The sequence below is a fragment of the Amycolatopsis ultiminotia genome (assembly GCF_039536925.1).
GTDB classification, from domain to species: Bacteria; Actinomycetota; Actinomycetes; order Mycobacteriales; family Pseudonocardiaceae; genus Amycolatopsis; species Amycolatopsis ultiminotia.
On the sequence record NZ_BAAAZN010000006.1, the window covers coordinates 114,814 to 140,288 of the forward strand.

Annotated in this window: 19 protein-coding genes; 7 read left to right on the plus strand and 12 right to left on the minus strand. The window is 67.7% G+C overall.

Annotation, left to right across the window (positions count from 1 at the left end; genetic code table 11):
• Positions 1-167: 167 nt before the first annotated feature.
• Genes ABD793_RS15730 through ABD793_RS15740 form a run of 3 tightly spaced genes read right to left on the minus strand, consistent with a single transcriptional unit; the run spans position 168 to position 4,050 of the window.
• Positions 168-893, minus strand: a complete 726-nt coding sequence (locus tag ABD793_RS15730) for a maleate cis-trans isomerase family protein (protein WP_344860429.1) — start codon at positions 891-893, stop codon at positions 168-170.
• A complete protein-coding gene (locus tag ABD793_RS15735) occupies positions 887-2,533 on the minus strand; it encodes a (2,3-dihydroxybenzoyl)adenylate synthase (RefSeq protein WP_344860431.1) in 1,647 nt (548 codons plus the stop codon). The genes ABD793_RS15730 and ABD793_RS15735 overlap by 7 nt, the downstream gene beginning before the upstream one ends.
• Complete coding sequence (locus ABD793_RS15740) at positions 2,530-4,050, minus strand: FAD-dependent monooxygenase (RefSeq protein WP_344860434.1); 1,521 nt, start codon at positions 4,048-4,050, stop codon at positions 2,530-2,532. The genes ABD793_RS15735 and ABD793_RS15740 overlap by 4 nt, the downstream gene beginning before the upstream one ends.
• A gap of 145 nt (positions 4,051-4,195) precedes the next feature.
• On the opposite strand from ABD793_RS15740, the gene ABD793_RS15745 reads away from it, so the two are divergent.
• A complete protein-coding gene (locus tag ABD793_RS15745; RefSeq protein ID WP_344860437.1) occupies positions 4,196-6,349 on the plus strand; it encodes a hydantoinase/oxoprolinase family protein in 2,154 nt (717 codons plus the stop codon).
• Positions 6,346-8,658, plus strand: a complete 2,313-nt coding sequence (locus ABD793_RS15750) for a hydantoinase B/oxoprolinase family protein (RefSeq protein ID WP_344860439.1) — start codon at positions 6,346-6,348, stop codon at positions 8,656-8,658. The genes ABD793_RS15745 and ABD793_RS15750 overlap by 4 nt, the downstream gene beginning before the upstream one ends.
• Before the next feature lie 184 nt (positions 8,659-8,842).
• Here the strand turns inward: ABD793_RS15750 and ABD793_RS15755 are convergent, their stop codons facing one another.
• The 4 genes from ABD793_RS15755 to ABD793_RS15770 form a co-directional block, all read right to left on the minus strand.
• Complete coding sequence (locus ABD793_RS15755) at positions 8,843-9,700, minus strand: LysR family transcriptional regulator (RefSeq protein WP_344861043.1); 858 nt, start codon at positions 9,698-9,700, stop codon at positions 8,843-8,845.
• A 1,911-nt stretch (positions 9,701-11,611) separates the two neighbouring features.
• On the minus strand, positions 11,612-12,121 hold the full coding sequence (locus tag ABD793_RS15760) for an LppA family lipoprotein (protein WP_344860441.1): 510 nt from the start codon (positions 12,119-12,121) through the stop codon (positions 11,612-11,614).
• Between the two features lie 109 nt (positions 12,122-12,230).
• Positions 12,231-13,949: an alpha/beta hydrolase gene (locus tag ABD793_RS15765; RefSeq protein WP_344860443.1), complete on the minus strand. Its 1,719-nt coding sequence runs from the start codon at positions 13,947-13,949 to the stop codon at positions 12,231-12,233.
• Positions 13,949-14,260, minus strand: coding sequence for a type VII secretion target (locus tag ABD793_RS15770; protein ID WP_344860445.1), 312 nt, complete (start codon positions 14,258-14,260; stop codon positions 13,949-13,951). Before ABD793_RS15770 ends, ABD793_RS15765 begins: the two co-directional genes overlap by 1 nt.
• Before the next feature lie 325 nt (positions 14,261-14,585).
• On the opposite strand from ABD793_RS15770, the gene ABD793_RS15775 reads away from it, so the two are divergent.
• Together ABD793_RS15775 and ABD793_RS15780 are read left to right on the plus strand one after the other, a co-directional pair.
• A complete protein-coding gene (locus ABD793_RS15775) occupies positions 14,586-15,524 on the plus strand; it encodes a hypothetical protein (protein ID WP_344860447.1) in 939 nt (312 codons plus the stop codon).
• 538 nt (positions 15,525-16,062) lie between these two features.
• Positions 16,063-17,235, plus strand: coding sequence for a hypothetical protein (locus ABD793_RS15780; protein ID WP_344860449.1), 1,173 nt, complete (start codon positions 16,063-16,065; stop codon positions 17,233-17,235).
• A 127-nt stretch (positions 17,236-17,362) separates the two neighbouring features.
• Here ABD793_RS15780 and ABD793_RS15785 read toward each other — a convergent pair whose 3' ends face one another.
• Entirely contained in the window at positions 17,363-18,898 is a 1,536-nt protein-coding gene (locus ABD793_RS15785) for a recombinase family protein (protein WP_344860451.1), read from the minus strand.
• Positions 18,899-19,061: 163 nt separating this feature from the next.
• Here ABD793_RS15785 and ABD793_RS15790 point away from each other — a divergent pair, with 163 nt between their 5' ends.
• The 3 genes from ABD793_RS15790 (at position 19,062) to ABD793_RS15800 (ending at position 22,640) form a co-directional block, all read left to right on the plus strand.
• Positions 19,062-19,787: an SDR family oxidoreductase gene (locus ABD793_RS15790; RefSeq protein ID WP_344860453.1), complete on the plus strand. Its 726-nt coding sequence runs from the start codon at positions 19,062-19,064 to the stop codon at positions 19,785-19,787.
• 55 nt (positions 19,788-19,842) lie between these two features.
• Positions 19,843-21,099, plus strand: coding sequence for a M24 family metallopeptidase (locus ABD793_RS15795; RefSeq protein ID WP_344860455.1), 1,257 nt, complete (start codon positions 19,843-19,845; stop codon positions 21,097-21,099).
• A 425-nt stretch (positions 21,100-21,524) separates the two neighbouring features.
• Positions 21,525-22,640, plus strand: a complete 1,116-nt coding sequence (locus ABD793_RS15800) for an acyltransferase family protein (RefSeq protein ID WP_344860457.1) — start codon at positions 21,525-21,527, stop codon at positions 22,638-22,640.
• Between the two features lie 100 nt (positions 22,641-22,740).
• Here ABD793_RS15800 and ABD793_RS15805 read toward each other — a convergent pair whose 3' ends face one another.
• The 4 genes from ABD793_RS15805 to ABD793_RS15820 form a co-directional block, all read right to left on the minus strand.
• Positions 22,741-23,319 (minus strand): YbhB/YbcL family Raf kinase inhibitor-like protein, encoded by a 579-nt coding sequence (locus ABD793_RS15805; RefSeq protein ID WP_344860459.1) that lies wholly within the window; start codon positions 23,317-23,319, stop codon positions 22,741-22,743.
• A gap of 21 nt (positions 23,320-23,340) precedes the next feature.
• Positions 23,341-23,775, minus strand: coding sequence for a MarR family transcriptional regulator (locus tag ABD793_RS15810; RefSeq protein WP_344860460.1), 435 nt, complete (start codon positions 23,773-23,775; stop codon positions 23,341-23,343).
• Positions 23,772-23,933 carry a hypothetical protein gene (locus ABD793_RS15815; protein ID WP_344860462.1) on the minus strand — a complete coding sequence of 54 codons (162 nt, stop codon included), beginning with the start codon at positions 23,931-23,933 and terminating at the stop codon, positions 23,772-23,774. Before ABD793_RS15815 ends, ABD793_RS15810 begins: the two co-directional genes overlap by 4 nt.
• A 102-nt stretch (positions 23,934-24,035) precedes the next feature.
• Positions 24,036-25,442 carry an MATE family efflux transporter gene (locus ABD793_RS15820; RefSeq protein ID WP_344860464.1) on the minus strand — a complete coding sequence of 469 codons (1,407 nt, stop codon included), beginning with the start codon at positions 25,440-25,442 and terminating at the stop codon, positions 24,036-24,038.
• Positions 25,443-25,475: the final 33 nt, after the last annotated feature.

Genomic DNA, 25,475 nt, shown 5'->3' on the forward strand with positions numbered 1-25,475 from the left:
ACGCTTGCGATGATTCGGTGTCTGCACTGCACTGCACTGCACTGCACTGCACTGCACTGCACGAAAGCGTGGCGACCACCCGAAGGCAGCGGCGCTCAGCGGTCGAGGACGCCGCGCAACGCCTGCCTGGCGCGTCCGCTCTCGGTGTCGCTCATCCGCGAAGGTGCTCAGCGCGTTCCGTCGAGCAGCCGGCCTGCTCCCGGCAGCACCGGGTCGAGTCCGAGACTGGCCAGCAGTGCGTAGGCACCGGCGGTGGCCGCGGAGAGCACCGGGAGCCCGAACTCCGCTTCGGCAGGCGCGATCAGGTCCAGCGACGGCATCTGGACGCAGGCGGAGATGACCAGCGCGTCGGCACCGCTGAGGTCGAGCCCTCTGGCGGCCGCCATGACCCGGTCCCCGGGAATGCAGCCGACCTCGGCGTTGTCCCCGACCTCGAGTGCGGCCCAGTCGACGACGGCGAACCCTTCGGCATCGAGGTAGGCCACGACCTGTTCGGCGAGCGGCCGAAGATAGGGCGTGACCAGTGCGATCCGTTGCGCGCCGAGCGCGTGGAGCGCCTCGACCAACGCGCCGGCGCTGGAGAGGATCCCGGTGTCCGGCAACTGTTCCCGGATCGCCTTCTCCACCCGCCGGTGTTCGCCCGCGCCTTGCGCCATCACCGCGACGAGGCAGGCGTAGAGCACCGCGTCGACCCCGGCGTCCGCCAATTCGTCCACGCACCGCTCGCGCTGGGCGTTCATCGCCGCCAGTTCTTCCGGGGTGACCCGGTGCATGCGCATCCGGCTGGCGTGGAAGGAAAACTGCCCGGCGTGCCGGGACAGCAGGGCAGGCACCTCGGTCTCGACGGTCACGTTGGAGCTGGGCACGACCAGCCCGATCCGATGGGTCAGCACGTTCCTGCCTTCTCTGCGGCGATCTTGCGGGAGATTTCGGCGGCAAGGCGCTTTTTGTCGATCTTGCCGACGAGGGTGCGCGGGATCTCCGGCACCTGTTCGATCCGTTCGGGCCACTTGAACTTGGCGACGTCGAGCGCGGCGAAGTGCTCCTGCACCTCGGGCAGGCCCACTGCTGCGCCGTCGACCACCAGATAGGCACAGGTGCGCTCACCGAGGCGCGGATCGGGCATCGCAACGACGGCAGCCGCGGTGATCCTGGGATGGCGCAACAGAAGCAGCTCGACCTCTTCGGCGTTGATCTTCTCGCCACCGCGGTTGATGAGGTCCTTGATCCGGCCCTCGATCGAGATGTAGCGCCCGCCGTCGAGCTGTCGGACCACCGCGAGATCACCGGTGCGGTAGAAACCGTCCGAGGTGAACGCGCGGGCGTTGTGCTCGTCGGCGTCGTAGTAGCCGCACAAGGTGTACGGTCCGCGGCAGGACAGCTCGCCGACCGTACCGTCGGCAAGCTCGGTCTCGGTCCCCGGTTCCAGGATCCGCACCTCGTCGAGCGCCGACAACGGCGTGCCGACGGTCGTGGCCCTTGCCGACCGCGGCGCCCCGGGCCGGGTGGTCAGGAACAGCCCCTCGCCCATGCCGAACAGCTGCCCGGACCAGAGGCCGCGGGCTTCCAGTCCGTCGAAGAGCGCCGCCGGGACTTTGGCGCCGGAGAGGACCACCTGCGTGACGGCCTTGGTGGCGGCGGCGAAGCCGGGATGCTCGGCCGCGCGGTAGTGCCCGTGCCCGAGCAGCACGTGGGTGGCACCCTCGCGGGCCATCAGCGGAAGGGACTCGTCGAGATCGGGGCTGCCGAGGACGAGGCACGCGCCGAGGCTGTGCGGAGCGTGTACCGCGCACACGATCCCGGCGTTGTGGATGATCGGGATCAGGTGCGCGACCCGTGTCTGCGGCGTCCAGCCGAACGAACGCGCGTACTCGAGGGCGTTGTACCAATATTCGGCGTGCCGGCGGGGAATCACCTTCGGCACGCCCGTGGTGCCGCCCGAGAGCTGGTGCACGGCCACGTCGTCGGGCCCGATCCCGGTTTGGATTTCTTCGACGAGTGCACGGGCCGCGGCCGGGTCCGCGTCACGGCCGAGCGCCCCGAGCGGTTCCCCGCGCGGATCGTCCCCCAGTACGAGCACGTGCCGCAGGGTCGGGTGGTTGCGGCGGTGCGCCTGCGCGAACCCGACCAGGTCGAAGTTGCGCTGTCCCGCCTGGACCAGGTGCGCGACCGCGCCGATCCGCCTGCTGATCTCCCCGATTTCGTGCCCGCGGTGCGCGGCGAGCGTCGCGACCGGGACCAGACCCGCCTTGAGCACGCCGTACCAGGCAACGACGCTCTCCAACCGGTTGCTCACCTGGAACAGCACCGGATCCCCGGGCCGCAGCCCCAGTGCGGCGAGCCCGGCGGCCACCCGGTCGGTCCACCGGTCCAGCTCGCGGTAGGTGAGCCTGCCCTCCAGCGCGACGACGGCGTCCCGGTCCGGATGGGCCTGCGCCACCCGGTGGAACTCGGTGGCGATCGTGGCCGTCCCCCACAACCCCGCCTGGCGATAGCGGCGGACGGCGTCCTCGGGGTAGGGAACGAGTCTCATGCCGCCTCCTCGGTGCGCACCACCAGATCGGTACGTCCGCTGACCAGCGCGTCAGCCAGATCGTCGCGCAGTTCGGCGGCAGCCTCCACCGCAGTGAGCACACCGGTCTCCAGCCGGATCCGTTCGGCGAGATCCAGCCGGGTGAGCACAGCGCCACGGTCGGGCGGACCGCTGATCAGCACCCCGTCGGTCGTCTTCGCACGGGCGACGAGTGTGTCACCTTCGGCCGACCACGGGTCTTCGAGTGCGCAGAAGAGCTTCTCCAGCGCGGGAACCGAGGTCCGGTCCGGGAACCGCCGTCCGCCGTGCACGAGCGGGCGGCCGAGCACCCAGCCGGTCAGTTCCCCCGACGGCGGCTCCCCGCCGTACTGCTGCAGCGCGGTCTCGACCACATCCGGCGCCGTGTGCACGAACCGGTGCAGCGGCACGTTTCCGGCTCGCGACATGTACGCGACCATCAGGCGTTCGACCGGCAGTCCGAGCCGCGAGGGGAACGACTCCCACCACAGCTGACTGCGCCGGGCCAGCCCCTGCAACCGCTCGACCGCCGGCCGCCGGACCTGCTCGTACTGCGCAAAGGCCGCGCCGAGGTCGCCGGCCTCGCCGAGCGCCTCGACCAAGGCGATCGCGTCTTCCATGGCCAGTTTCGTGCCGGAGCCGATGGAGAAGTGCGCGGTGTGCGCGGAATCCCCCAGCAGTACCGTGTTCCCGCTCGACCAGCGGTCGCAGCGGACGGTGCGGAAGCGCTGCCAGCGAGTGCGATTGCCAATCAGCGAGTGCCCGCGCAACTGCCCGGCGAACGCCTTCTCCAGGAACCGCAGCGAAGTCTCGTCGGAAGCGGCGAACGGGGTGCCCGGCGCTTCCGACTCCGCCGTGGTGACGTCGAAACCGGCCCGCCGCCAGGTTTCCTCGTCGGTCTCGATGAGGAACGTCGAACGGCCACCCGAGTAGGGGTAGGCATGCGTCACGAACGTCCCGTACTCCGTCCCGACCGGGGCGAACACCGCGTCCTCGAGCGGAAAATCCGTGCCACACCACAGATACCGGCCCTTGCCGACGTCGGTCCGGCCGCCGAACGGACCGTTCTCCCTGGTGTCGCTGCCGATTCCGTCGGCAGCGACCACCAGATCGGCGTCCAGCCCGGCGGCCTTGCGCCGCGCGCCGTACTCCAGCTCGACGCCCGCCTTCTCCGCATGCCGCTGCAACACCGCCAGCAGTTCGGTGCGGGCGACGCCGATCAGCCGGTCGTTGTGCACGCGGACGATGTCCGTGCCGACCTGCAGGGTCATGTCGTGGCGCAGCCCCGCGCCGACGAGCTCGCGCAAGGTGTCCGGGTCGGCCGCCGCCAGCTTGCGCTGGGTACCGGCGGCCAGACCGACCCCGAACCCGAAGGTGCTGCCCGGATCGCCCTGTTCGTACACCCGGACCTCACAGGCGGGATTCGCGAGCTTCAGCAGGCGGGCGGCATAGAGCCCACCCGGGCCACCGCCGAGCACCGCGGCCCGTCGTAGCTGCATCACTACCTCCGTAGCACTGTCTTTGACGTCACTGTCGACTATTTGACGCCTACGAGCTCATCGAGTCAAGATTGACTCTTGTCAGTGACGTAGAATACTCTACACATTAGTCAGGACGTCTTCTCGCGCAAAGGAGCGCTCAAAGATGGCTTATGTCATCGGTGTGGACGTGGGCGGCACGTTCACCGACGCTGTGCTGGACGATGAGGCCGGGACCGTGGTGGCGGCAAAGTCTCCGTCCACTCCGCCGGACTACTCACACGGTGTGCTCGATGTCCTCGGCCGGCTGGCCGAGCAGCTCGGGAAGACCCTGCCGGAGATGCTCGCCGACACCCACCACATCGCGCACGGCACCACGTCTTCGTTGAATGCGCTGGTGATGGGCAACGTGCCGCCGGTCGGCTTTCTCACCACCAAGGGGCACGGGGACTCGATCTTCATCATGAACGTCGAGGGCCGGTATCTCGGGCGTTCGCCGCAGGAGTTGCAGCATGTGCTGGGGCAGAGCAAGGACCACTCGCTGCTGCCCAAGAAGCACGCGCTGGAGGTCACCGAGCGGATCGACCGGGACGGCACCGTTGTGGTCGGGCTGGACGAGGATGGTGCCCGCGCCGCGATCCGTTCCCTGCTCGCGGACGGTGTGCAGGCCATCGCGGTGTCGTTGTTGTGGTCTTTCCGCAATCCGGTGCACGAGCGGCGGTTGCGGGAACTGATCGCCGAGGAGGATCCGGACGTTTTCGTGGCGTTGTCGAGCGAGGTGAGTCCGCGTATCCGGGAGTTCGCCCGTAACGCGACCACGATCATGAGCACCCAGATCGGGCCGGGTTTGCGTGCTTACCTGACCACGCTGGAAAACACCTTGCGGGACAACAAGCTCACCGGCCCGTTGCTGGTGATACAGAGCAACGGTGGCGCGGTCGCCGCTGCCGAGGCGCCCGCGACCGCGATCAGCACGGTCGGCTCGGTGCTGACCGGCGGGGTGATCGGTTCGGTCGCACTGGGTCGTCAGCTGGGCCACCGCAACATCATTTCCACCGACGTCGGCGGAACCACTTTCCTGGCGGGTCTCGTGGTCGAGGGCGAGCCGGTGCGGGATACCACCACGGTGATCAACCACCATCCGATCAACGTGCCCACGCTGCGGGTCGACGCGATCGGTTCCGGTGGTGGTGCGATCGCGTGGCTCGACGCAGGCGGCAACCTGCGTATCGGACCGCACAGTGCGCAGGCGGTGCCCGGTCCGGCCTGCTACGGCAACGGCGGCACCGAGCCGACCAACACCGACGCCAACCTGGTGCTGGGCATCCTGCCGGAGCGGGGTTTGCTCGGCGGGCGCAAGCCGTTGTCGCTGGAGCTGGCCCGGCAGGCGATCGACGTCCGGATCGCGAAGCCGCTGGGGCTGACCGTGGACGAGGCCGCGGCGATGATCTACACGGTGCAGAACGCGCAGACGGGTGACCTGTTGCGCAAGACCGTGGTGGAGGCCGGACACGATCCGCGTGATTTCGTGGTCTACGCGTTCGGTGGTGCGGGCCCGGCGCATTGCGCCCGTTACGCAGCCGAGGTCGGGGTCGGCGAGGTCGTGGTGCCGCTGGGACCGGTGGCTTCGGCGTTCTCCGCGTTCGGACTGGCCTCGTCGGACATCGCGCTGGCAGCCGAGCTGTCGGATCCGACCGTCGTCCCGTTCGACCCGGCACGCGCCGAGCGGAATTTCGCCGACCTGGAAAACCAGGTCCGCGCCGGCCTCGACCGGCAGGGCGTGCGGTTCGAAACCGTTGAGCTGCACCGGGAAATCGACATGCGCTACAGCATGCAGCTGGCCGAGGTCACCACTGCGGTGGTCGGTGGCAGGATCGACATGGCCGCGATCGAGGAGGCGGCCGCGGGCTTCGAGGAGCGCTACGCCGCGCTTTACGGGCGGGACGCCGGGTTCCGCGAAGCCGGGATCCAGGCGATCACCTTCCGTGTGCGCGGCATCGGCGTACTGCCGTTCAGTCCCGAGCTGCCCGTGGTACCCGCGGCCGGCTCCGCCGATCCCGTCGACGCGTGCCACGGCAGCCGTCCGGTCTGCTTGGACACCGTCGCCGGTTTCCTCGACACACCGGTCTACGACTACCGCGAACTGCGGGCAGGCCATGTGCTGACCGGTCCGGCGATCGTCGAGGTACCGACCACCACCGTGGTCGTCCCCGGCGGCAGCACCGGCACCGTCGACTACCTCGGCAACCTGACCATCCGCACCACCGCGGACACCGCCGCCACCGTCCGTACTGCCGTCACCGCAGGGAGCGCGTCATGACCATGCAGGTCCCCGGCTCGGAGCGGTTCTCCAGCCGTCCCGTCGACCCCGACGAGCTGGCCCGTTCGCTGCCGTCGAGCCTCGCCGTGCACACCGTCGGCCAGGAGCAGATCGACGACCTCGATCCGCTCACCTACGAGGTGATCCGGCACCGGCTCTGGTCGGTCACCGACGAGATGGGCGAATCTCTCAAGCGCATGTCCGGCTCGCCGATCGTCACCGACGCCAACGACTTCGACTTCGCCATCTCCGACGAACTCGGCCAGGAAGTGCAGGTCGGGCTCTACAACACGATGCTGGTCGGCGCCGTCGACCTCGCCATCTACTGGACCCTGCGCCACCGCGCCGACAACCCCGGCATCGAATCCGGCGACATGTTCCTCACCAACGATCCGTGGGTCGGCGGCGGGCTGCACCAGAACGACGTCATGGTCTACCAGCCGGTTTTCCACGACGGGAAACTGTTCGCCTGGACCAGCGCGATCGCCCACCAGCCCGACCTCGGCGGCGTCGGCATCGGTTCCTTCTCCCCCGCGGCGGAGGACGTGTTCTCCGAATCACTGCCCACCCCGCCGATCAAGGTCGTGCGCGGCGGCCAGGTGCAACGCGACGTCGCCGACGCCTGGGTGCGCCGCTCCCGGGTGCCGATGCTGATCGGACTGGACCTGCGCGCCAAGATCGGCGCCAACAACGTCGGTGCCGAACGGCTGCACGCGCTGATCGACCAGTATGGCCCGGACACGGTCAAAGCCGTGATGAAGCGGATGATGTCCGACGCCGAAGCCCGGCTGCGCGACAAGCTCACCACCCTGCCCGACGGCAGCTGGACCGCCACCGGCTACCAGGACCAGTCCCACGAAGGCGACCGCGGACTGCACAAGATCACCGTCACCACCACGAAAACCGGCGACCACCTGAGCTTCGACTTCACCGGAACCGACCCGCAGGCCGGTGTCGTCAACTGCACCTACGCCGGCATGCGCGGCGGGGTGATGCTCGCGCTGCTGCCCATCCTGGCCAACGACATCCCATGGTCTGCAGGCGGACTGATGCGCTGCTTCGACCTCGTCACCGAAGAAGGCACCCTCAACAACGCGACCTACCCCGCCGCCGTCGGCCGCGGCCCGATCGGCCCCGCCTGGCTCACCGGCAGCCTGATCGCCGAATGCCTGGCACAGCTGCTCGACCGCGACCTCGAACTGGGCCGGAACGTCCAGGCCACCTGCTGCGGCACCTGGGACACCGCGGTGATCGCCGGGCTCGACGAACGTGGCGAGCAGCCCGCGCCGTTCCTGTCGATCATGATGGAACCGATGGCCGGCGGTTACGGCGCCCGCCCGCACGCCGACGGCATCGACACCGGTGGCCTGTTCTGCATCCCGATGGGCCGCGTGCCCGACGTCGAGATGACCGAATTCCTCTACCCGCTGCTCACCCTGTGGCGGCGCGAACTGCCGGACTCCGGCGGCCCCGGCAGGCACCGCGGCGGGCTCGGCGCCGCACTCGCGTTCACCCCGCACGGCACCAGCATCCCGATGGGCCTGGTGCTCGCCTCGGCAGGCAAGGCCGTGACGCAGAACAACGGGCTGTCCGGCGGGCACCCCGGCAACAGCGGTCTCGACGTGATCGCGCGGCAGAGCCGGATCACCGAGCTGCTCGCGTCGGGCACACTGCCCTCGACGCTCGAGGAGATCAGCGACAACCTCGAACCGGGGCAGAATTACGCGTCGAGCTACCTGGCGCCCGGCGAGGTCTTCGCGATGAGCTGGCAGGGCGGCGGCGGTTACGGCGACCCGCTGACCCGCGACGCCACGGCCGTCGCCCGCGACCTCGCCGAGCACAAGATCACCGAGGCCGCCGCGACCTCGGTCTACGGCGTGGTCCTCACCGGCGGGGAGGTCGATCCTGCGGCCACCGAGGCCGAACGGACCCGGCAACGCGCCCTCCGGCGGGACCGTTCACGAGTGAGCGGGGAAACCCGTGGCAAGGCCGAGCTGTCCTCGGTCAAGCGGGTCGACGACAACCTCGTCGAGGTCACTGTGGACGGTGCCACCGCGATCGCCTGCGCGCACTGCGCCGAAATCCTCGGCGACACCAACGCCGGCCCACTGGCACTGGCCGTCTACAACGGAGCTCCGACCGACGCGGGACCACAGATCATCGCGACGGCCGAGGATTACGTCGACGCCCCGGTGGTGTTCCGGCAGTACAGCTGCCCCTCGTGCTGGACCGCCCTGTCCTCGGCCGTGGTCCCCGCCGACCACCCCGACCACGCAGCAACCCTCGGCAAGCGGACCGTCACCGCGTAACGCCTTCCGGGTGGGCGAACGGCAATCCCGCTCGCCCACCCGGGTTTCCGGCTCCGCCGTGGGGCCGGACTGTCCACATAGGTCACGGCGGCCGTCGAATCCGGCCGGGCTTTCATGGCCGGCGGGCAAGCACGACGCCACCCGCGAACCCGCACCGCCGCCGGCTCCGGGTACGAGGCGCCGCTCAAAGGCGGGTCGCGGTCCGGACGAGGTCGGCGACGGCTCTGGATCGGCTGTGCGGTGGCCAGGCGATGACTGTGGTGACGGCAGGTGCGTCGGGCACCGGGACCGTGGCAAGGTCGTCGCGTGCCTGGGCTCGCGCCGATTCCGGTGCGACCGCACAAGCGCGGCCGAGCGCGATCAGCTGCAGCAACTGCGTGTGGTCCCTGATCTTGGGCCCTCGGCCGTCCGGGTAAGTGCCGTCGGGACGGGGCCAGCGCGGGGTCGGCAGTCCGGGCAGGTCGGTGACCTCGGCGAGGCGCAGGTGGGTCCGGGTGGTGAGCGGATGGCCTGCGGGCAGCACCGCGACCTGACCCTCGATGTGGAGTTCCTCGGTGTCGAACCCGGCCGTCGTGTCGAAAGGCCGGTGCAGCAGCGCCACGTCGGCCCGCCCGTCGCGGAGCAGTCTTTCCTGCTCGCCCGGACCGCACAACAACACCTCGACGGGGACCGCATCGGGTTCGGCGGCGTAGGCGTCCAGCAGTTTCGTCAGCAGTTCGGCGGACGCACCGGCCTTCGTGGCGAGCACGACGCCCACCTGGCCGGTCGCAGCGCGACGGGTGCGGCGCTCGGCCGCCTCGACCGCATCCAGCGCCGCCCGCGCCTCCCCCAGCAGCACCACCCCGGCCGCGGTCAGCGCAACCGCGCGGCTGGTGCGTTCCAGCAACACCGCGCCAAGACGCCGTTCAAGCAACCTGATCGCCCGGGACAACGGCGGCTGCGCAATTCCGAGCCGCTCCGCAGCACGTCCGAAATGCAGCTCCTCCGCAACAACTGTGGATTTTTTAGTGCACTTGTAAACACCCGTCCCACCTGCGGCGATGCTTCCTGATTCCATCGGTCTCGGCGTGCATGCCGAAGGGACGGAACGCGCCCCGTTGCTTAACGGTGCGTCGGCAGTAGCCCTCGTGTGGGAGACGGCTTCGCTGTCTTCTCGGCGTACCCGGCAGGTCTCGGGTGACAGCTCCAGTCCGCCCACACAGTGCACGCAACGAAGCTCAACAACTACTTTCCAGCGACGGGGACCCACTTTGGACTCTTTTTGCTTGCGTTCTGCGCCAGCGCTCCTGCATTATAGAGAAATGGAGTCAGTTGCGTACGTGGGCCAGCTTGCGGTAGTCGATGACATCACGCCCTCCCAATGGATTAGAACCCGAATGCATTCAGAACCGGCAGATGTAGGATCTATCGTCCCAGTCGGATTCGAGAGTTACGCAAGGGTCTTTCACCCTGTTTATCAATACGACGTTAAAGCAGGAACAATAATCAATCGGTTGTCTTGGGCGGACATTGCCGGCGAGACAGGGCGAACAACGCATCCATTAATGCAATGGGAGAAACTGCGACCAAATAGAAACGATTTCCAGGAACCGAGCATTGGCACCCTGCCTCATGATCTAGCGCAATCACTCGTATCGATTCTGGCGAGGCACACCAAGACGTCCGCCACATGCTGGTTTGGAGAATGGATGGGCCGCCAACCCTTACTGATACCGGAGGAGGCACCCGTCTTCCGGTTGCCCCTACGCGATATGTACCTCTTGAACGGAAACCTGACTGGCCTGAGTCAAAATCTCGCCCCCGCTCCGCTGTCAAGCCTGCCTAACATCGCGTGGCCGGATGATCGTAGTTGGGTGATCGCTACAGAGGTGGACTTGCGAAGCACGTATATAGCTGCAAGTTCAGAATGTGTTCACGATCTGCTGATCGACGACGGTATTGAGGCTTTCGAGGTGCGTCCTACCGACCTGGTCACCCTGGAGTCAGACACCGTCAATTAGACTGGTCTCTGACTCCAGGGCAGGTGCAGGAAAACATGCTTTCTAAGAATTTTATCTGAAATCCGGCTTAGCTTGTTTCACTGTCGGCCGGGACCGGACAGCTAGCAGTTGCTCACTTGATTTTCCGGGCCGAATCCGTCGTTAACATCCGATGGCCAAAATGCTGTTGGCGGCTCGTAGCCCGGCGGAAAGGTGATCCCGAACTGACGCCAGGAACCGTAGAGGTCATTGACGCAGGGAGCCGCTGCGTTCACTTGCGCGAATGCCGTGCTAAGGAAGTCATTCCAGCCGGAATCGGCGACCGCTGGACCATTCTTATAGAGAACGATCTGGAGTCCGATGGTCGTTACAGGTGCAGTGCATGTCACCACCGTTACCACATTTACCGTCGTCGGATCGTGGCTTGACTTGTGCGGATATTGCTTGTCAACCGAGCATGTAATGACGTCGTCTGCCGATGCAGTGCCACTTGACGTAGTTCGCGTGGCGGTCAATACGACTGGTGAATCACTGCTCTGCTGGCCTGCCCAGACTTGCGGTGGAGCGGGTGGCCGATCAGTCGTTTGGGCGGTGGCGACACCGCCGCCCAACATGAACGCTGAGCACAGTGCAAGCGCTGTAAATATCCTTCTTCGAAAACGCACAATCATCCTCCTGGATCACGAATACACGCGGACACTTCCCCTTGAGACCGGAAAGTGGTGAAAACGACATCCAGGTGAAGAGCTGGTTTTCCTTAAGTGCGGACCCCCTCGGCCCCAGGCAGCCCCCTGATCCCAGTTGCCAATAAACCAGTGTATTGAGTTGGATTGAAAATCAACAGCCGCCTAACGGGTTAGCCAGCCACACTATTCGGCATAGCTTGGTGGGCTGTTCGGCGCAGCGCGCGTCCCGTCGTGAGCGCATGTTCGCTCGTCCGGACTACACGCAGGCGGCCCGGACGAGCGAACAGCTCAATACGAAGGAAGGGGCGCGAGGCTTCCTCGCTTTTTGGCTTCGGCGGTCAGATGGCACCCGGTACGAACCAGAAGTGTGGTGTTTACGGCCGTGCCGAAGACGAGTTCTCCACCATATGAATCATGGAACGTCACATAATGGTCGGACGGGTTGTTCTTCACCACTGTTGGTCCGGAGTTGAAACCATAACTGCGGGCTACGCCGCCCACGATAGACACCGCTTCGTCCCATCGAGCGTCTGGCAGATTTCCGTGGGCTGCCCAGTTGCCGAGCCCTCGCTCCTGGGCGTCAGCTCGGCCCGCAGTGTCGATTGCGCCGAATTCGGTGCTGCACGCCGCCCGGCCAGGAGGATTCGTCTGTTCCCAATGAAGTGATGGAACGGCATTAGTCAGCTGTTCGCGGATCTTGCGGTACATCTCGTCGTAGCGAGCGGCGGCTTCGTCGATGTCCGGGCGCTGCATGAGCTGTTTGAACTGATCGGCTGCAGCTTTGTCGTTGTTGTTCATGGGATTCTCCTGCGCATCCTGGCCGTTGCAACCGGCGAGGATGAGAACGAGGGCGGCTCCGGACAGAGTTCGGACGAGGTTGTATTTCATGTGGTCGGCTGGGCCTCTGTCATCGGTGGGTGGGCTGTTGTGGCGGGGGCGGAGGTGGGGGCGCGACGTAGTTGACGCGCATGTCTGGTCGCCCGGCAGCGACCGCCGCCATGTTGTACTGCGACGTCGAGCCGTCATCGAGGTACTGGCCGTGGGTGTGGGTCGCGTGCAGCGGCGTGCCGTCTGCAGCGATTGCGTCTCCGGTGCTCACGCGGTCGATGCCGGACATGTCGTAGGGGGAGACGCCGAAGTGGTTGGCGACGTCAAGTTTCGGCACCGAGTCCTGGTCGGCCCCGGCGGAGAACAGATGTCCTTGCGGCACCTGGAGGTCGCTGCGTTGCTGGGCGTCGAGGCCCGGCGATCCGAAAACCACTGCGTCGTTCACGGGGGTGGATTGTTGCAGGGCAATGCCGGTGGTGAGGCTGCCGTACGAGTGGCCCAGCGCGGTCAGGTGCAGCGGTTGGTTCTGCACTTCGTGGGAAGCGCCGATCCCGTTGAGGAAGCCGTCGAGCTTCTTGGCGCCAGTCTGCGCGAGGTGGTCGGACGCCACTGATTGGTTGCCGTTGATCACATCGTCGTTCTGCGGTGCCTCGTAGCCCAGCCACGTGACCGTGGCCACCTTTCCGCCGTCGCCGTACTGGTCGGAGAGCACCTGTGTGCGTTGTTGCAGGTTGTACATGTCCCGGTCGTAGCCTGGCATGCTGCGGTCAACGGTGGAGGTGAACCCCGGAGTAAAGACACTGACGTGTTTGGCGGTATCGACATTGCCCACCGCGACCGCTGCTTTCAACCGTTCGCCCGTCGTGTCGAGGGTAAGCAGTTGGCGATTGCCTTGCGCGAGAGTCGTGTCGATCGCGTTCAGAGACGCGAGCTTGGCTTCGATTTTGCGGACGTCCGCTAACGCATCGGGCAGCATGTTCGGCGGCGGATAGGGCTGGTCTTTAACCAGATCTACCCTCTTTTTTGCCTCTTCGAGCTGGCGTTGAAGGTCGGCTCGCTCGCCGGGTATGCGTGCGATGTTCGCTTTCGAGCGGACATCGCCGGGTAGGCCGTCCCTATTGCCCAGCCAATCGGGATGATCGCGCAGGAGGATATTGCGTCCGGCCGCCGACAGGGTGGCCCACCATGCTGCGTTCTGGGATGGCGTCGCGTTCGGCGGTGGTTCCGGCAGGGTGAGACCTGGGTCTTTCACTCCATCGGCGGCGGCAGCGGCGACGGTGGATTCGTTCCCGGTGCCGAACTGACCGGACGCTGCGCGGTCGAGCACCGACGCGAGATCGGTGTCGATGTCGTTTGCGGTGCGCAGGATCTGCGCAACCTCGTCCACCAATTGAGTGTGCGTGCGCTCCCGGTCTTCGGGGTGCATGTCCGCCGGTGGTTGCTTACCCGCGAAGGTGTCGGAAATGCCGCCCGCGTCGGCGATGTGGAAGCCGTACTTGCGGGCCAGCTCCTCAGCGTTGGTCAGGGCGTGCTGGACGCCGGTGATCGCATCGGCAGCCTGTCCGATCGCCTTGCCCGCGGCGGCGGCCCCGGCGGCGACGGTGTCCAGTTGGCGCATCAACGCGCGGTGCTGTTCGGCCGCGTTGTCCGCGGCCGGGCCGCTCCAGCCTTCAACCGGGAGCACCTTGCCGTAGTCGTCCCCCTCGTGCACCAGGATCTGCGTGCGAGCTTGCAAGAGCGTGCAAATCTCGTCCAGCGCGCCGGGGTTCCACGCGCGGACGTCGGCCAGCGACACCATCAGCGCGGCCCCCGCATCGTCGGCGCGGCGGGCGGGAACACTCCGGCGGCGGCGTGGTCGCCCCGCTGATACCGGTCAGCGGCCACGCCGAGGTGATCGGCTAAACGCTGCGCCTCGACGCACCACTCGGTGAACGTGGCAGCCAACGCCTCCCGGCAGTGCCCCGCAGCAGCTGCGGCATTCCCTCCCGACACCGCGCCGGAGACCCGGCCCACCGGCTCCGCGCAATCCGCTCCGCGCAGGCCGCCCACCTTCTCGCCAGCGGATCTGCCCGCCGCGCGCAGCGCTTCGGGCACCGTTGTGAAACCCATACTCGATCCCTCCCCGTGATCAGTCCGTCACAGGGTACGGGACCCGGACCAGGTATTTCACGTCACTGTGACCCGCCCGGGGCATCCGGTCCGCAGAGCCGCGCACAACTACTCAGCGTCGAGTGAGTAGTCCTACTCCTTACCTCGGTCCGCGCCACCGGAACCCCCGGAGTCGGGCAGCTGCTCGGTGAGCGCGTCCAAGCACCTTGCGAGCGACGCTGCGCCCCGGGGCGGAACCGCGCCCGCGCCCGTGGCCTCCTGCAGTTTTGCGGCTGCTTCTCCCAGCCTCCCGCGCAGGTCAGCAGCACATTCTTCCGCCGGCGGGGTGTCCGGCGACCGCGCCGGACTCGGATTGCACCCGCTGGTCCTCGCCATCGACGAGTGTCACGAACTGTTCCAGCACAAGAAACACGGGCGCCAGGCCGAAGAGCTGGCCGTGCGGTTGATCAAGCGCGGCCGCAAATACGGCATCATCCTGCTGCTGGCCACCCAATCGCCCACCAAGGACAGCATCCCCAAGGAGATCACCCGCAACGTCTCATGCGGAGTCGCGTTCGCCGTCGCCGATCACATCGCCAACGACGGACTGCTCGGCGCGGGCCGGTACCGGGCAGGCATCCGTGCCACGGAACTGCGGATGAAAACCGACCGGGGAACCTGCGTCGCGGTCGGCATCACCGACGAACCGTGGGAACTCGTCCGCACCTTCTATGTGACCTTCGAGGACGGAACCGACCTGGTCACTCCGGTCATCGCCCGCGCCATGGCAATCCTCGCCGAACACGGACGGCCCGTCGCCCTCACCACAGCACAGGAGAACAAGCAACCCGCGCCCGCCGACCACCTCGCCGACATCGCCGACGTCTGCGCAGGAGAGAAGCGGGTCCGCACTCAAGTGGTGCTCGCCCGGCTCATCGCCCGCAACGCGGGCGAGTACGACGGCTGGACCCTGCGCGACCTGACCGCCGCGCTCGCCGCCGACGGCATCGTCCCCGTCAAGTCCGACGGAGTGATGGTCGTCCGCGCCGACGACCTCGCCGCCGCGCTCGCCGACAGGAAAGACAGGGAGCCGGGCAGGGACCCAGCGGGGAGTCAGGGAGATCTCCCTGACTCCCCCCGGCCCCGGACTCCCTCCGCTGACCAGCGGAAACACCGTCCAGGGAGGCAGCACCACAGCCAGCGCAACACCCTCGAAAACCCCGGAAAACACGGTCAGGAGACCACACAGCCGGACTCCCTCCCCGGGGGCGCGAATGACAGCTGAACCGCGCCGCGCGACCCCACGCACATGCCCGACCGCCACGCTACGAAACCCGACGAAAGGCAGCAACCATGACCGCCCCCACGACGCGCCGCCCGTCGGCACCAGCGACACCGGTTTCCCGGGGCAGGCCGCGCACAGCACCCGCCGCGAGTGCCCGTCGACAGCACAGCGCGGGAACCGGCAGACCGCCCCCGTGCGGCGTTCCCGACACAGCACCCGCCACGCAGTGCCCGGGCCGCCTACGCCCGAACAGTGGGCACAGCAGCAACTGGTCAACGCCCCCGAACGATCCCGCCAATGGGCCAAGGAGGTAGCCGGAATCTACGGACTCGACCTCGCCGACTGACCAGAACCGGGGGCACCCACGTCCCCGCAGCCGTGGCCCGCGCTCTGTCCGGAGTGCGGGCCACGCGCATTCCGATTCCTGTGCCGCCGCGCTCCGGCAGCTAAAATGCGCCGGGGTACAGGTGCGGGCACGTAAAGTGTCAACCGTAGCGCGTAACCGGGGAGGGTTGCCATGGGGCGGTGTGGTCGTGCGGTGAATTGGATAACGGGTTTCGATGTGGCGGTCGAGCCGACGTTTGACCACTATCTGCCGGGTGGTCGCCGTCCTCCGCTGGGACGCTGCCGGACTGCCGTGCGGCGCGGCCTCGTCGCGGGCATTGCGATCGTGTTCATCGCGCTCGGCATCGCCGGAACAGTGGCAGGCATGGGCCTTGCAGGGGGAATCGTCGGAGCGGGCGGTCTCTACATACTGGCCGCACTGTGGTTTCTGCCCGGCCTGCGGTGGGGACGGCACACAGCCTGGTTCCTTCAGCCGGGCATGTGGGTGCCGTCTCCGGCGACGCTCAAGAATGCCGAAAAGTCCGGTGAAATCCGCTTCACCGGCTCCATTCAAGTCACGCAGATCACTGCTGTTTTCCGTTTTCGCGGCGAAGAACGCTTTGTCTGGGTCGGCTGCGCTTCGGGCGAGTGCCGCGAGTTCCGGCCGGGAAAGCGTCTGGCGGTGTTCGCACTGACAGATCCCCTGGCGCGGTTCCGCGCCCCGAAACCCGCACCGCCTCTGTTCCAGGAGCTGGAGCCGGTCGTCAGAGCTCTGCTTCACATGCTGCGCAACGACCTAGCCGGGCTCTCCGAGGACGAATGCGCAGCCGGTCTGGGAGGAAGCGCCGGGTGGCCGGACGAGCTAGTCCAGCGCGCAATGGACGCCGCCCAGCGTCTGGGAATGACCGGCCGCCGGGGACGGCAGCGGATACTGACCGACGCCGGTGCAGTGTGGCTACTCCAGCGCGAGCGCGAGCGCGGAATCGAACTGATACCCGAGGCACAGGAGCGACAGTCAGTGAACAGCTTCACCAATTACGGCGGTAACATGCAATTCGGCAACAACCCGCAAATTTCCTGCACGGGCTACGGGGGCACCGCAAGCAACATCCACAACTCGAACGCGGGAACTTCGGAACAGGAACTCGACGCCTTGCGGCAATTGCTCGAAGTTCTCCGCAAACCAGAGGTACGGCGGGAACTGAATGACGACCAGCGCAGCGCTGTTGACGGTGAGGTCGAGGTGATCGCCAAGGTCGTTGAACAGAACGCGCCGATGACAGACAAGGTGTGCACGTCCGTAAAGCTGCTGCTCGGGTTGGCCGGTGAGCTGATTATCGGTGCGGCGGGCAACGGGCTATACGACGCGCTCAAACAGATGTTCTGACAGTTCCCCTGCGCGCTATCTGTTCTGACCGGCTGTTCTGACCGGCGTGACCGTGACGCTGTTCAACAGGGGCGGCCCCGCGCTGAGGGGGAGGGGAGCCCGGAGCCGCCTGCTTCTGCTTAGCACGTCACGTGTCATCCCGCCAGACCGGCGTGATCTGGTCCGGGTGGAACCGGCCGCCCTTGTGCGCAGGTCCGATGACCACGGCGATGAGGCTTTTCGCGATCGCGGCCTGTTTCTGCTCGATCGCGAAATCCGGCTTGTCCCACTCGTTCCGCAGGTTCGCGGCCACCGCGCGGCGCGAATCGCGCCGCCGCTCGTACCTGCGCGCCTCGCGCCGCAGCTCCGCTACCTGCGCCTCCATTCGCGCCAGACTCGGGAAATACCGCTCCGCCGAATACCGGCCCGCCTCATACTCGCGCGTGGACTCCGCAATCCGTTTCTCCGCGTCGTCCAGTTCCTTCTGTTTCGGCCACGGCGGCAGATCCTCGAACTTCTGCGACTGGATCTTCTCGTGCTCGGCCAGCACCAGCGCCGTCACGTACACGTCCACCGGTACGGCGTTGCGGGAGATGCCCCCGCACCCGCCCTGCCCTTTCGACGGGCACCGGTAGATCTCGACCAGTTCCCTGGTGCGCTGGTCCCGGCGCGAGGAACCGATCATGCGCGCGTTGCACTTGCCGCACCGCACAAACGGCGACAGCAGGTGATTCGTACGGTACCCGCGCCCCTTGCCGCCGACCCGGGAATGCTCCTCCGGCTCGGCCGGACCCCACACCCGCACCACGTCCGCGTGCTGCTCGTCGGTGAGAATAGCGTCCCACCGGCCGCGGACCGGCTCGCCCTGCTTGTTTTTCATGACCTCGCCGCGATACACGACCTTCCCGCACATGCGTGGCCGCAGATACATGTTCCTGATCGTGGCCGCACGCCATTCCACGCCGGTCACCGTGGGAATCCGGCGTTTGTTCCACTCGTGCGCCAACGTCAACGGAGACACGCCCGCCTTGATACGCGGAAGTTCGCGCAGGATGTGTGCAGCTTCGCGCTTGTTCTTCCGCAGCCGGTCCTTGCGCCACCCGAACGGCCGCATTCGCCCGCCGTTGTGCTGGCCTTCTGCCGCCGCGCGCCGCTTGCCGCTCGTCACGCGCCGTGACGTGTTCCGGGACTCGTTGTTGCGCTGGTTCACCAGAGCCCGCGCCGCAGAAATACCCGCATCCGTGGAAAGATCGATATTCCCGGTCATGCTGACGACGTAAATACCGTACAACTCGACCGCGTCGATCAGGTCTTCCAGAATGCGCGGATCACGCGTCAACCGGTCGATGTCCGCCCCGGCGAGCGCATTCGCCTCGCCCCGTCGCAGCGCCGTCATGGTGGTTTCCCAGTCCGGACGCACCACCCGATACCCATACGTGCCGTCCGGCAGCATGACCCGCCGTCGCTTGAACGACGAGATATTTGACTCCGGGACCTCGCGCTCGACCCGCCCGCCTATCCCTCCGACGAACTCCCGCAGGTCGCTAAGCTGGTAGTTGACCTGCTCGTCGCCGTCTTCGCTGGCATCCCGCGACTCGCGGGCCAGTAGCACCCAGACTAGCTGGTCAGGGTCAATATCGATGAGCGTCCGACCCTGCTCACGACGCGGCTGTGAAACTCCCATGGCATCCAGTGTGCACTAGAACATCCACAGCTACGGCGACGAAGTAGCGCAGCTCCCGTGTCTCCACCCCCGCCACCGTACTCGCGATCAATACCGCTGGGGTATCGCGAACCACCCGATCGGTGTTGGCCGCCGCGGCGGGGCGAGGGCCACGATCGATGTCATGAGTGAACAGACAACCGCGCTGGTGACCGGCGCGAACAAGGGAATCGGGTACGAGATCGCGGCCGGGCTCGGTGCGCTCGGCTGGAAGGTCGGCGTCGGCGCCAGGGACGATCAGCGCCGCGAGGACGCGGTGGCGAAATTGCGCGCGGGCGGTGCGGATGCGTTCGGTGTGCCGCTCGACGTGACCGACCAGACGAGCGTGGACGCCGCCGCGGCACTGATCGAGGAGAACGGCGGGCGCCTCGACGTGCTCGTCAACAATGCCGGGATCACCGGCGGCGGGTCACAGATGCCGACCACGGTCGACCCGCAGACGGTGCGGACGGTCGTGGAGACCAACGTGATCGGCGTTATCCGGGTCACGAACGCGTTGCTGCCGTTGCTGCGCCGCTCCGCCGCGCCGCGGATCGTCAACATTTCCAGCAGCGTCGGCTCGCTCACGCTGCAGACCACGCCGGGCGCCGAAACCGGTCCGATCGCGGTCGCCTACACGTCGTCGAAGACGTTCCTCAACGCCGTCACCGTCCAGTACGCCAAGGAACTGCAGGGCACGAACGTTCTGATCAACGCCGCCTGCCCCGGCTTCGTCGCGACCGACCTCAACGGTTTCCGCGGCGCCGGCACCCCGAAAGAAGGCGCGGCAATCGCGATCCGGCTCGCGACCCTGCCCGACGACGGCCCCACCGGTGAATTCTTCAACGACGCGGGGCCGGTGCCCTGGTGACAGTCCCGCCGTCGTCTGATCGAACCGACCTGCGGTGCACCGAAAGGGCAAGGGAATGACCGAAACCGCAGTACCGACCTACACTCTGGCGGAGCGCGACCGCCGCTGGGACCTCGCGCGTTCGTTCATGGACCGGGAAGGCTTCGACGCGCTGATCGTCGTCGGGGAGCACGAGGACGCCGGTCCGGCGCCTTATTACCTCGACACCTGGTTCACCAACGACCGGCCCGGCACTGTCGTCGTCTTCCCCCGCAACGGCGAGCCGGTCGCGCTGGGGCTGGTGTCCACCTTCCTCAACGACCACATGGACGCCCTGCACCGGGGCGATGCCTGGTGGATCCGGCCGGAGAACTTCCGTGCGGGTGGTCGTCGCAGCGACGGGATCGCCGACGTGCTCGTCGAACACGGGCTGGCGAAAGCCACCATCGGCGTACTGGGATTGGACCCGTACCCGCCGGCCCAGCCGGAGGGCCTGATTCCCTACGGGCTGTGGACCGATGTGCTGGCACGGTTTCCCGGCGCCGAGTTCGTCGCGGCAGATGCAGGTTTCACGAAGCTGACAGCGCAGCTCAGCGATGAGGAACTTGCGGTCGTGCGCCATTCGGCGGCCATCGGCGAAGCGATGGCACAGGCCATGGTCGCCGCCGCGGCTCCCGGCGTGGCCGAAAACGAGGTCTACGCCGCGGGTATGGCCGTGGCCCACCGGCGCGGCGCCGTTGCGCCGGCCATGCACTTCCGGTCGGGACCCGAGCCTGCGGGCTGGGGGCCGCCGCCGTGGGCCTATCGGCCGCAGGCGCCGCGGGTTCTGCGGGAAGGCGACGTGATCGTCACCGAAACCTTCTGCAATTTCGGCATGCGCACGTCGCAGCATCAGCTGACCATCGCGATCGGGGAGGTGCACGAGGACTTCGAACGCGGCGCCGAGGTCGCCCGCGAGTGTTATGCCGCGGGAATGCGGACGCTGCTCCCGCGGCATCGGTTCGGCGAGGTGGCCGATGCGATGTATGCGCCGGTGGAATCCGCGGGCGGCTGGGTGCGGGGGCCGCAGATCCACGCGATCAACCCGTTCGGTGCGCTGTGCGGCTTCCCCGCGGACTTCAGCCAGGTTCCCGGCTCCGAGCGCTATCACGAGGTCCCCGCCGCTCCCACGCTGGGCGGCGACCTGGTCCTCGAGCCGGGGATGACCTTCGCGTTCGAACCCAACTGCGGATTCGGTCGCCGCGTCGTCACTGTCGGCGGAACCGTGATCGTCGGCGAAGCGGGGCCGATCGAGCTCAACCCCGGCACCGCACAACTGCTTCGCGCCGGGTGACGTCACAACGTTCGGCAGGTACCGCCACTGACTGCGGCCCCGGTCTCGCCTGCTCGTGAGCCCACGAATCGGGAGCAGCGGCGAGATCACCGACACCGGGCTCGCGCGGGTCGCGGCGTCCGGTGGTGCGCAGCACCGGCCGCGACCGTCCGCTACTCACGACCACCGCCCGGTGCGCACGCGCACCGCCCGAGACCGACGCCGGGTCCCGGACCCGCCGCACCTCCCGCCGACGACGAGCTCAGTCCACAGTGGACCCAAGGCGACCGGTGCCCGCCCGGCCGGATCTGCCGGTACCAGCGGGACCAGACCGCTCCCGCAGCCCGGCAGGCCCGGCCGGGAACGCGGAAGTTAACCTGTCCCGGTCCACCGCCGTCCACGCGGCAGGCGGGTTGCCCTTTTCCTTCACCGGGGAGGCTGATGACGTGCCCGCAGGGCAGGTAACGGCCGAGCAGGCCACCACCGCCGGACCGGTCGAGGCACCCGCACCCACCTCGTCCCGCCAGGTCAGCTGGGACGCGATCCGGGTGCTCGCGATCTTCGCGGTACTCGCCTACCACATCACCTGCCTCGCCCCGCTGACACTGCCCGGACTGCCACCGCTGCAGCCGTGGCTGCAGATGGACTTCCCGTTCGGCTCGGCCACGCTGATCGTGGTCTCCGGGTTCTTCGCCGCGACCACCGTCGGCCGCAGCACCCCGCTGCGCTGGTGGCTGCGGCGGCTCGCCCGGATGCTGCCCGCGTTCTGGGTCGCCGTGCTGGTGATCTTCACGGTCAGCCGCCTGTTCGCACCCGACGACTTCGTCCGGCCGGACTTCGGCGACCTCATCGGCAACCTGCTGCTGGCGCATCTGCTGCTGCCCGGCGTCGACTACATCGACCTCGCACACTGGACGGTGCCGGTGCAGGTCGCGGCGTTCACCATGATCGCGCTGCTGGCCCGGCGGGGCAGGATCCGCGGCCACCTCGCGTCCGCGGTGCTGTGGTTCGTCCTGCTGGCGCCGCTGGCGGTGCGGGTGCTGTTCATGAACCCCGACGTGCCCGCGCCGGCCTGGCTGTCCGCGATCATGGACGGTACCGGCCTGAACCGGGCACACCTGGTGATCGCCGGGGTGTCGATCTTCCGCTGGAGCCGGGGCCGGATCGGCTTCCCCCAGCTGTTCCTGATGCTGTGCGTGGTGCTGTGGGCACACACGGTGCATCCGCCCGGCGGCGATTCGGTCCAGATGTTCACGCTCGCACTGGTCCTGGTGTGCGTCGCGGCGTACCGGCCGGCGTGGAACGTGCGCATCCTGAACCGGCTGGCGAAGCCGATCCAATGGCTCGCCGGAATCTCCTACGGCGTCTACCTGATGCACTACACGATCGGCACAATCGTCGCGCGCCGCCTCGCCGACCTCGGACTGGCCTGGTGGGTGTGGGTGCCCGCATTCTTCGCGTCCGCCGTGCTGCTGGGCTGGGCCCTGACCCGCTGGGTGGAACGACCGGCGTTCAAGCTGCTCACCGTCCCCCAGCGCGAACGGCTGAGCCTGCGCACCTAGCACGCCCCGGCAACGCTCCGGTCCCGGTGCGCACGCCAGGTCGATGGTCGAGGGGATCAGCTGCCGGTATCGACGCGCCGATCGCGTTGTCCGACGCTCCCTAGCGTTCGTACACGCCGGTGATGCGGCCGCGGGCCAGTACCGGCGGGGCGATGGCGGCGAGGAGGGGGCGCGGCCGGGACTTGACCAGTGCGTCGCGGTTCCGGAGGCGCCGGTCGAGTGCGTAGAGCTGGAAGACGTACCGGTGTGGTCCGTGGCCTTTCACCGGTTCCGGTCCGTGGTATCCGCGGCCGATGGTCGAGCGGAGCAGCGTGACGCCCTGGCCGGGGTCTTGGCCGGCGAGTGCGCCGGCCGGCAGTTCGCGGGGTGCCGGGAGGCCGGCTGCATCGATCAGGGCGAGGCAGTGAACGGCCGGTCTGGCGCCGAGCGGGCTGTCGATGTCCTCGATCAGGAGCAGGAGTTCCGCGGCATCGGCAGGCAGTTCACGCCAGGCCAGCTGCGGGGAAAGGTTCCCGCCTCCGACGCGGGTGCCGGCGTGCCGGGACGGCAGCGGGCTCCCGTCGGTGAAGTCGCTGCTGGTGATCTCGATGGTGTCCGGGGCGGTCAGGTTCGGTTGGTTCCACGCGTAGTTGCGCTCGTCCGGTCGCCGGTTGCGCAGGAGCGTGCCGAGCAGAGTCACGGGATCGCCTTTCTCGGGCATTCAGTGGTCGGCGGGCGCCGCGTTCAACGTGGCGAAGATGCGTGCGAGAGCGGTGACGTCCTCGGCGTTGAGCGCGGCCAGCGCGGGAGGCGGGTCGGTGAGGATGCGCTGGGCGGTCGCGGCTGCCTGCCGTCCGGCATCGGTGAGGTGGACGAGCCTGCGGCGCTTGTCGTCGGGGTGCGCTCGTCGCTCGACGAGACCGCGTCGCTCGAGCCGGTCGACCGCGACGGTGGCGGCGGAGGGATCGACTTCGGCGGCCTGCGCGATCTCACGAAGCGTCATCGGCTCCTGCACGAGTTTGATCAGCAGTTCGGCTTTCCCGGCCCCGAGGTCCAGTTCGAGGCGCAGGGCACGAAGCCGGTCCTGGCCCGTGACGAAAGCCAGCATCTCCGCCCAGGCTCGGGCCGCCGGGCTGCCGCTAGGGCCGGGGTTCATCGAGCTACATCCAGGACCGGCATACTCCGCCGCCTGCCACCGCATTCGGCACGGGCCTTCGCCCAACGCCCGGTCGAGGTCAGGCCGAGCAGCACGGTCGCGGCGCCGCGGCAGGCGAGCACGGCCCAGGCGAGGTGGCTCGTGGCGGGAACATCCATTTAGTGATTGTTGCACAACAACTATTACCCGTCCAGGTCCGGCCGGGAGCCTCCGCGGCCCGCCGGACCGCGGAGGCGTGCACCCTGATCCAGTGCGTCCGGTCAGGCCGCGGACGGCACAGCGGCCAGTGCGGGAAGCTTCCCCAGCTCCTGCGAGAACCGCCGGAGCAGCAGCACCGCCGTCGCCCCGAAACCGAAACACAAGCCGAGCCAGATACCGGGCCCGTGCAGGCCCAGCGCGAATCCGCACAGCACCATCACCGGAATGCCGATCACCCAGTAGCCGAGCAGGGTGGCCCGGAAACCGCTCTTCGTGTTGCCGAGACCGCGCAACAGGCCGACGCAGACGTTCTGCGCGCCCTTGAGGTATTGCTGCGCGATCCCGAAGAACAGCAGGGTGTACGCCAGCGACAGCACTTCCGGTGATGGGTTCTTTTCGAGGAACAGGCCGAGTACCCGGCCCGGCACAGCGAGGTAGACCAGACCGGCCACGGTCATCGCGGCCGCCGACAGCGTCAGCGCCTGGCGCGCGGTCCGCGTCACCGTCGGCCGATCGTGGCGGCTCACCGCACGGCTGATCAGGATGGACGAGCCTTGGGACAGGCCGATGTTCAGCTGGTACACGATGTAGACGAGCTGGTTCACCACGCTCTGCGCGGCCAGCGTCGCCGGGCCGAAGCTGCCCATCAGCACCGTGGCGACGGACGTGATGCCTGCTTCGGAACCGTAGGTCAGGCTGATCGGGATCCCCAGCCGGAGGGTCTGCCTCGCCATCGGCAGGTCGGTGCGGCGAACGCGCACGGACAGCAGCGGCGCGAGGTGGTCGTCGCGGCGCAGGATCAGCAGGAACGCACCGCAGTTCAGGAACTGCACGATCGTGGTGGCCAATCCGACGCCGGGAGCGCCGAGTTCGGGGAAGCCGAACCAGCCGTAGCCGAACCCGCCGTTCAGCACGACGTTGACCGCCACCGAAGCAATCGTGACCCACAGCAGCGATCCGGGACGGCGCATGCCCACCGCGAACTGCCGCAGCACGTTGAGCCACAGCATCGGGATCAGCCCCGGCGCGAGCGCGAGCATCGTCGGCCGGGCCAGCCCGAGCACGTCGGCGTCCTGACCGAACCAGGCCAGCACGTAACCCAGTCCGATCAGGACCAGCGCGGCGATCAGGCCGACCACCGTCGCCACCAGGAAGGAGGCGCGCACCGTGGCCCGCACCTCGGCGCGGGCCTGCTCGTCCAGCCGATCGGCACCGGCACGGGTTTCGCCGCGGCCGGCGGCACCGGCCACGAGATTGCCCACTGCGGTAACCGTTCCCACACACATCGTGCGAACCTGGTTGTACAGCGTGAGCGCCAGTCCGCCCGCGGCGATCGCGCGCACGCTCATCCCGCCGAGCATTGCCAGATCGGTCGTGGTGAGCGCCACCTGCGCAAGCTGGATCCCCACGATCGGCAGTGAAACCGCGAGCAGCGGGCGGTAGCCGCCCGGCCATCGCATCCGGATCATCGCGCAGGTCCTCCCCGGTCCTTTCGTTCTCCC

What these genes read in the sequence shown, in the direction of transcription:
- ABD793_RS15810 (WP_344860460.1), bottom strand. Translation starts at nt 23,775, where the DNA reads ATGAACCCCGGCCCTAGCGGCAGCCCGGCGGCCCGAGCCTGGGCGGAG.
- ABD793_RS15760 (WP_344860441.1), bottom strand. Translation starts at nt 12,121, where the DNA reads ATGAACAACAACGACAAAGCTGCAGCCGATCAGTTCAAACAGCTCATG.
- ABD793_RS15735 (WP_344860431.1), bottom strand. Translation starts at nt 2,533, where the DNA reads ATGAGACTCGTTCCCTACCCCGAGGACGCCGTCCGCCGCTATCGCCAG.
- ABD793_RS15745 (WP_344860437.1), top strand. Translation starts at nt 4,196, where the DNA reads ATGGCTTATGTCATCGGTGTGGACGTGGGCGGCACGTTCACCGACGCT.
- ABD793_RS15785 (WP_344860451.1), bottom strand. Translation starts at nt 18,898, where the DNA reads ATGGGAGTTTCACAGCCGCGTCGTGAGCAGGGTCGGACGCTCATCGAT.
- ABD793_RS15750 (WP_344860439.1), top strand. Translation starts at nt 6,346, where the DNA reads ATGACCATGCAGGTCCCCGGCTCGGAGCGGTTCTCCAGCCGTCCCGTC.
- ABD793_RS15815 (WP_344860462.1), bottom strand. Translation starts at nt 23,933, where the DNA reads ATGGATGTTCCCGCCACGAGCCACCTCGCCTGGGCCGTGCTCGCCTGC.
- ABD793_RS15765 (WP_344860443.1), bottom strand. Translation starts at nt 13,949, where the DNA reads ATGGTGTCGCTGGCCGACGTCCGCGCGTGGAACCCCGGCGCGCTGGAC.
- ABD793_RS15770 (WP_344860445.1), bottom strand. Translation starts at nt 14,260, where the DNA reads ATGGGTTTCACAACGGTGCCCGAAGCGCTGCGCGCGGCGGGCAGATCC.
- ABD793_RS15795 (WP_344860455.1), top strand. Translation starts at nt 19,843, where the DNA reads ATGACCGAAACCGCAGTACCGACCTACACTCTGGCGGAGCGCGACCGC.
- ABD793_RS15740 (WP_344860434.1), bottom strand. Translation starts at nt 4,050, where the DNA reads ATGCAGCTACGACGGGCCGCGGTGCTCGGCGGTGGCCCGGGTGGGCTC.
- ABD793_RS15790 (WP_344860453.1), top strand. Translation starts at nt 19,062, where the DNA reads ATGAGTGAACAGACAACCGCGCTGGTGACCGGCGCGAACAAGGGAATC.
- ABD793_RS15820 (WP_344860464.1), bottom strand. Translation starts at nt 25,442, where the DNA reads ATGATCCGGATGCGATGGCCGGGCGGCTACCGCCCGCTGCTCGCGGTT.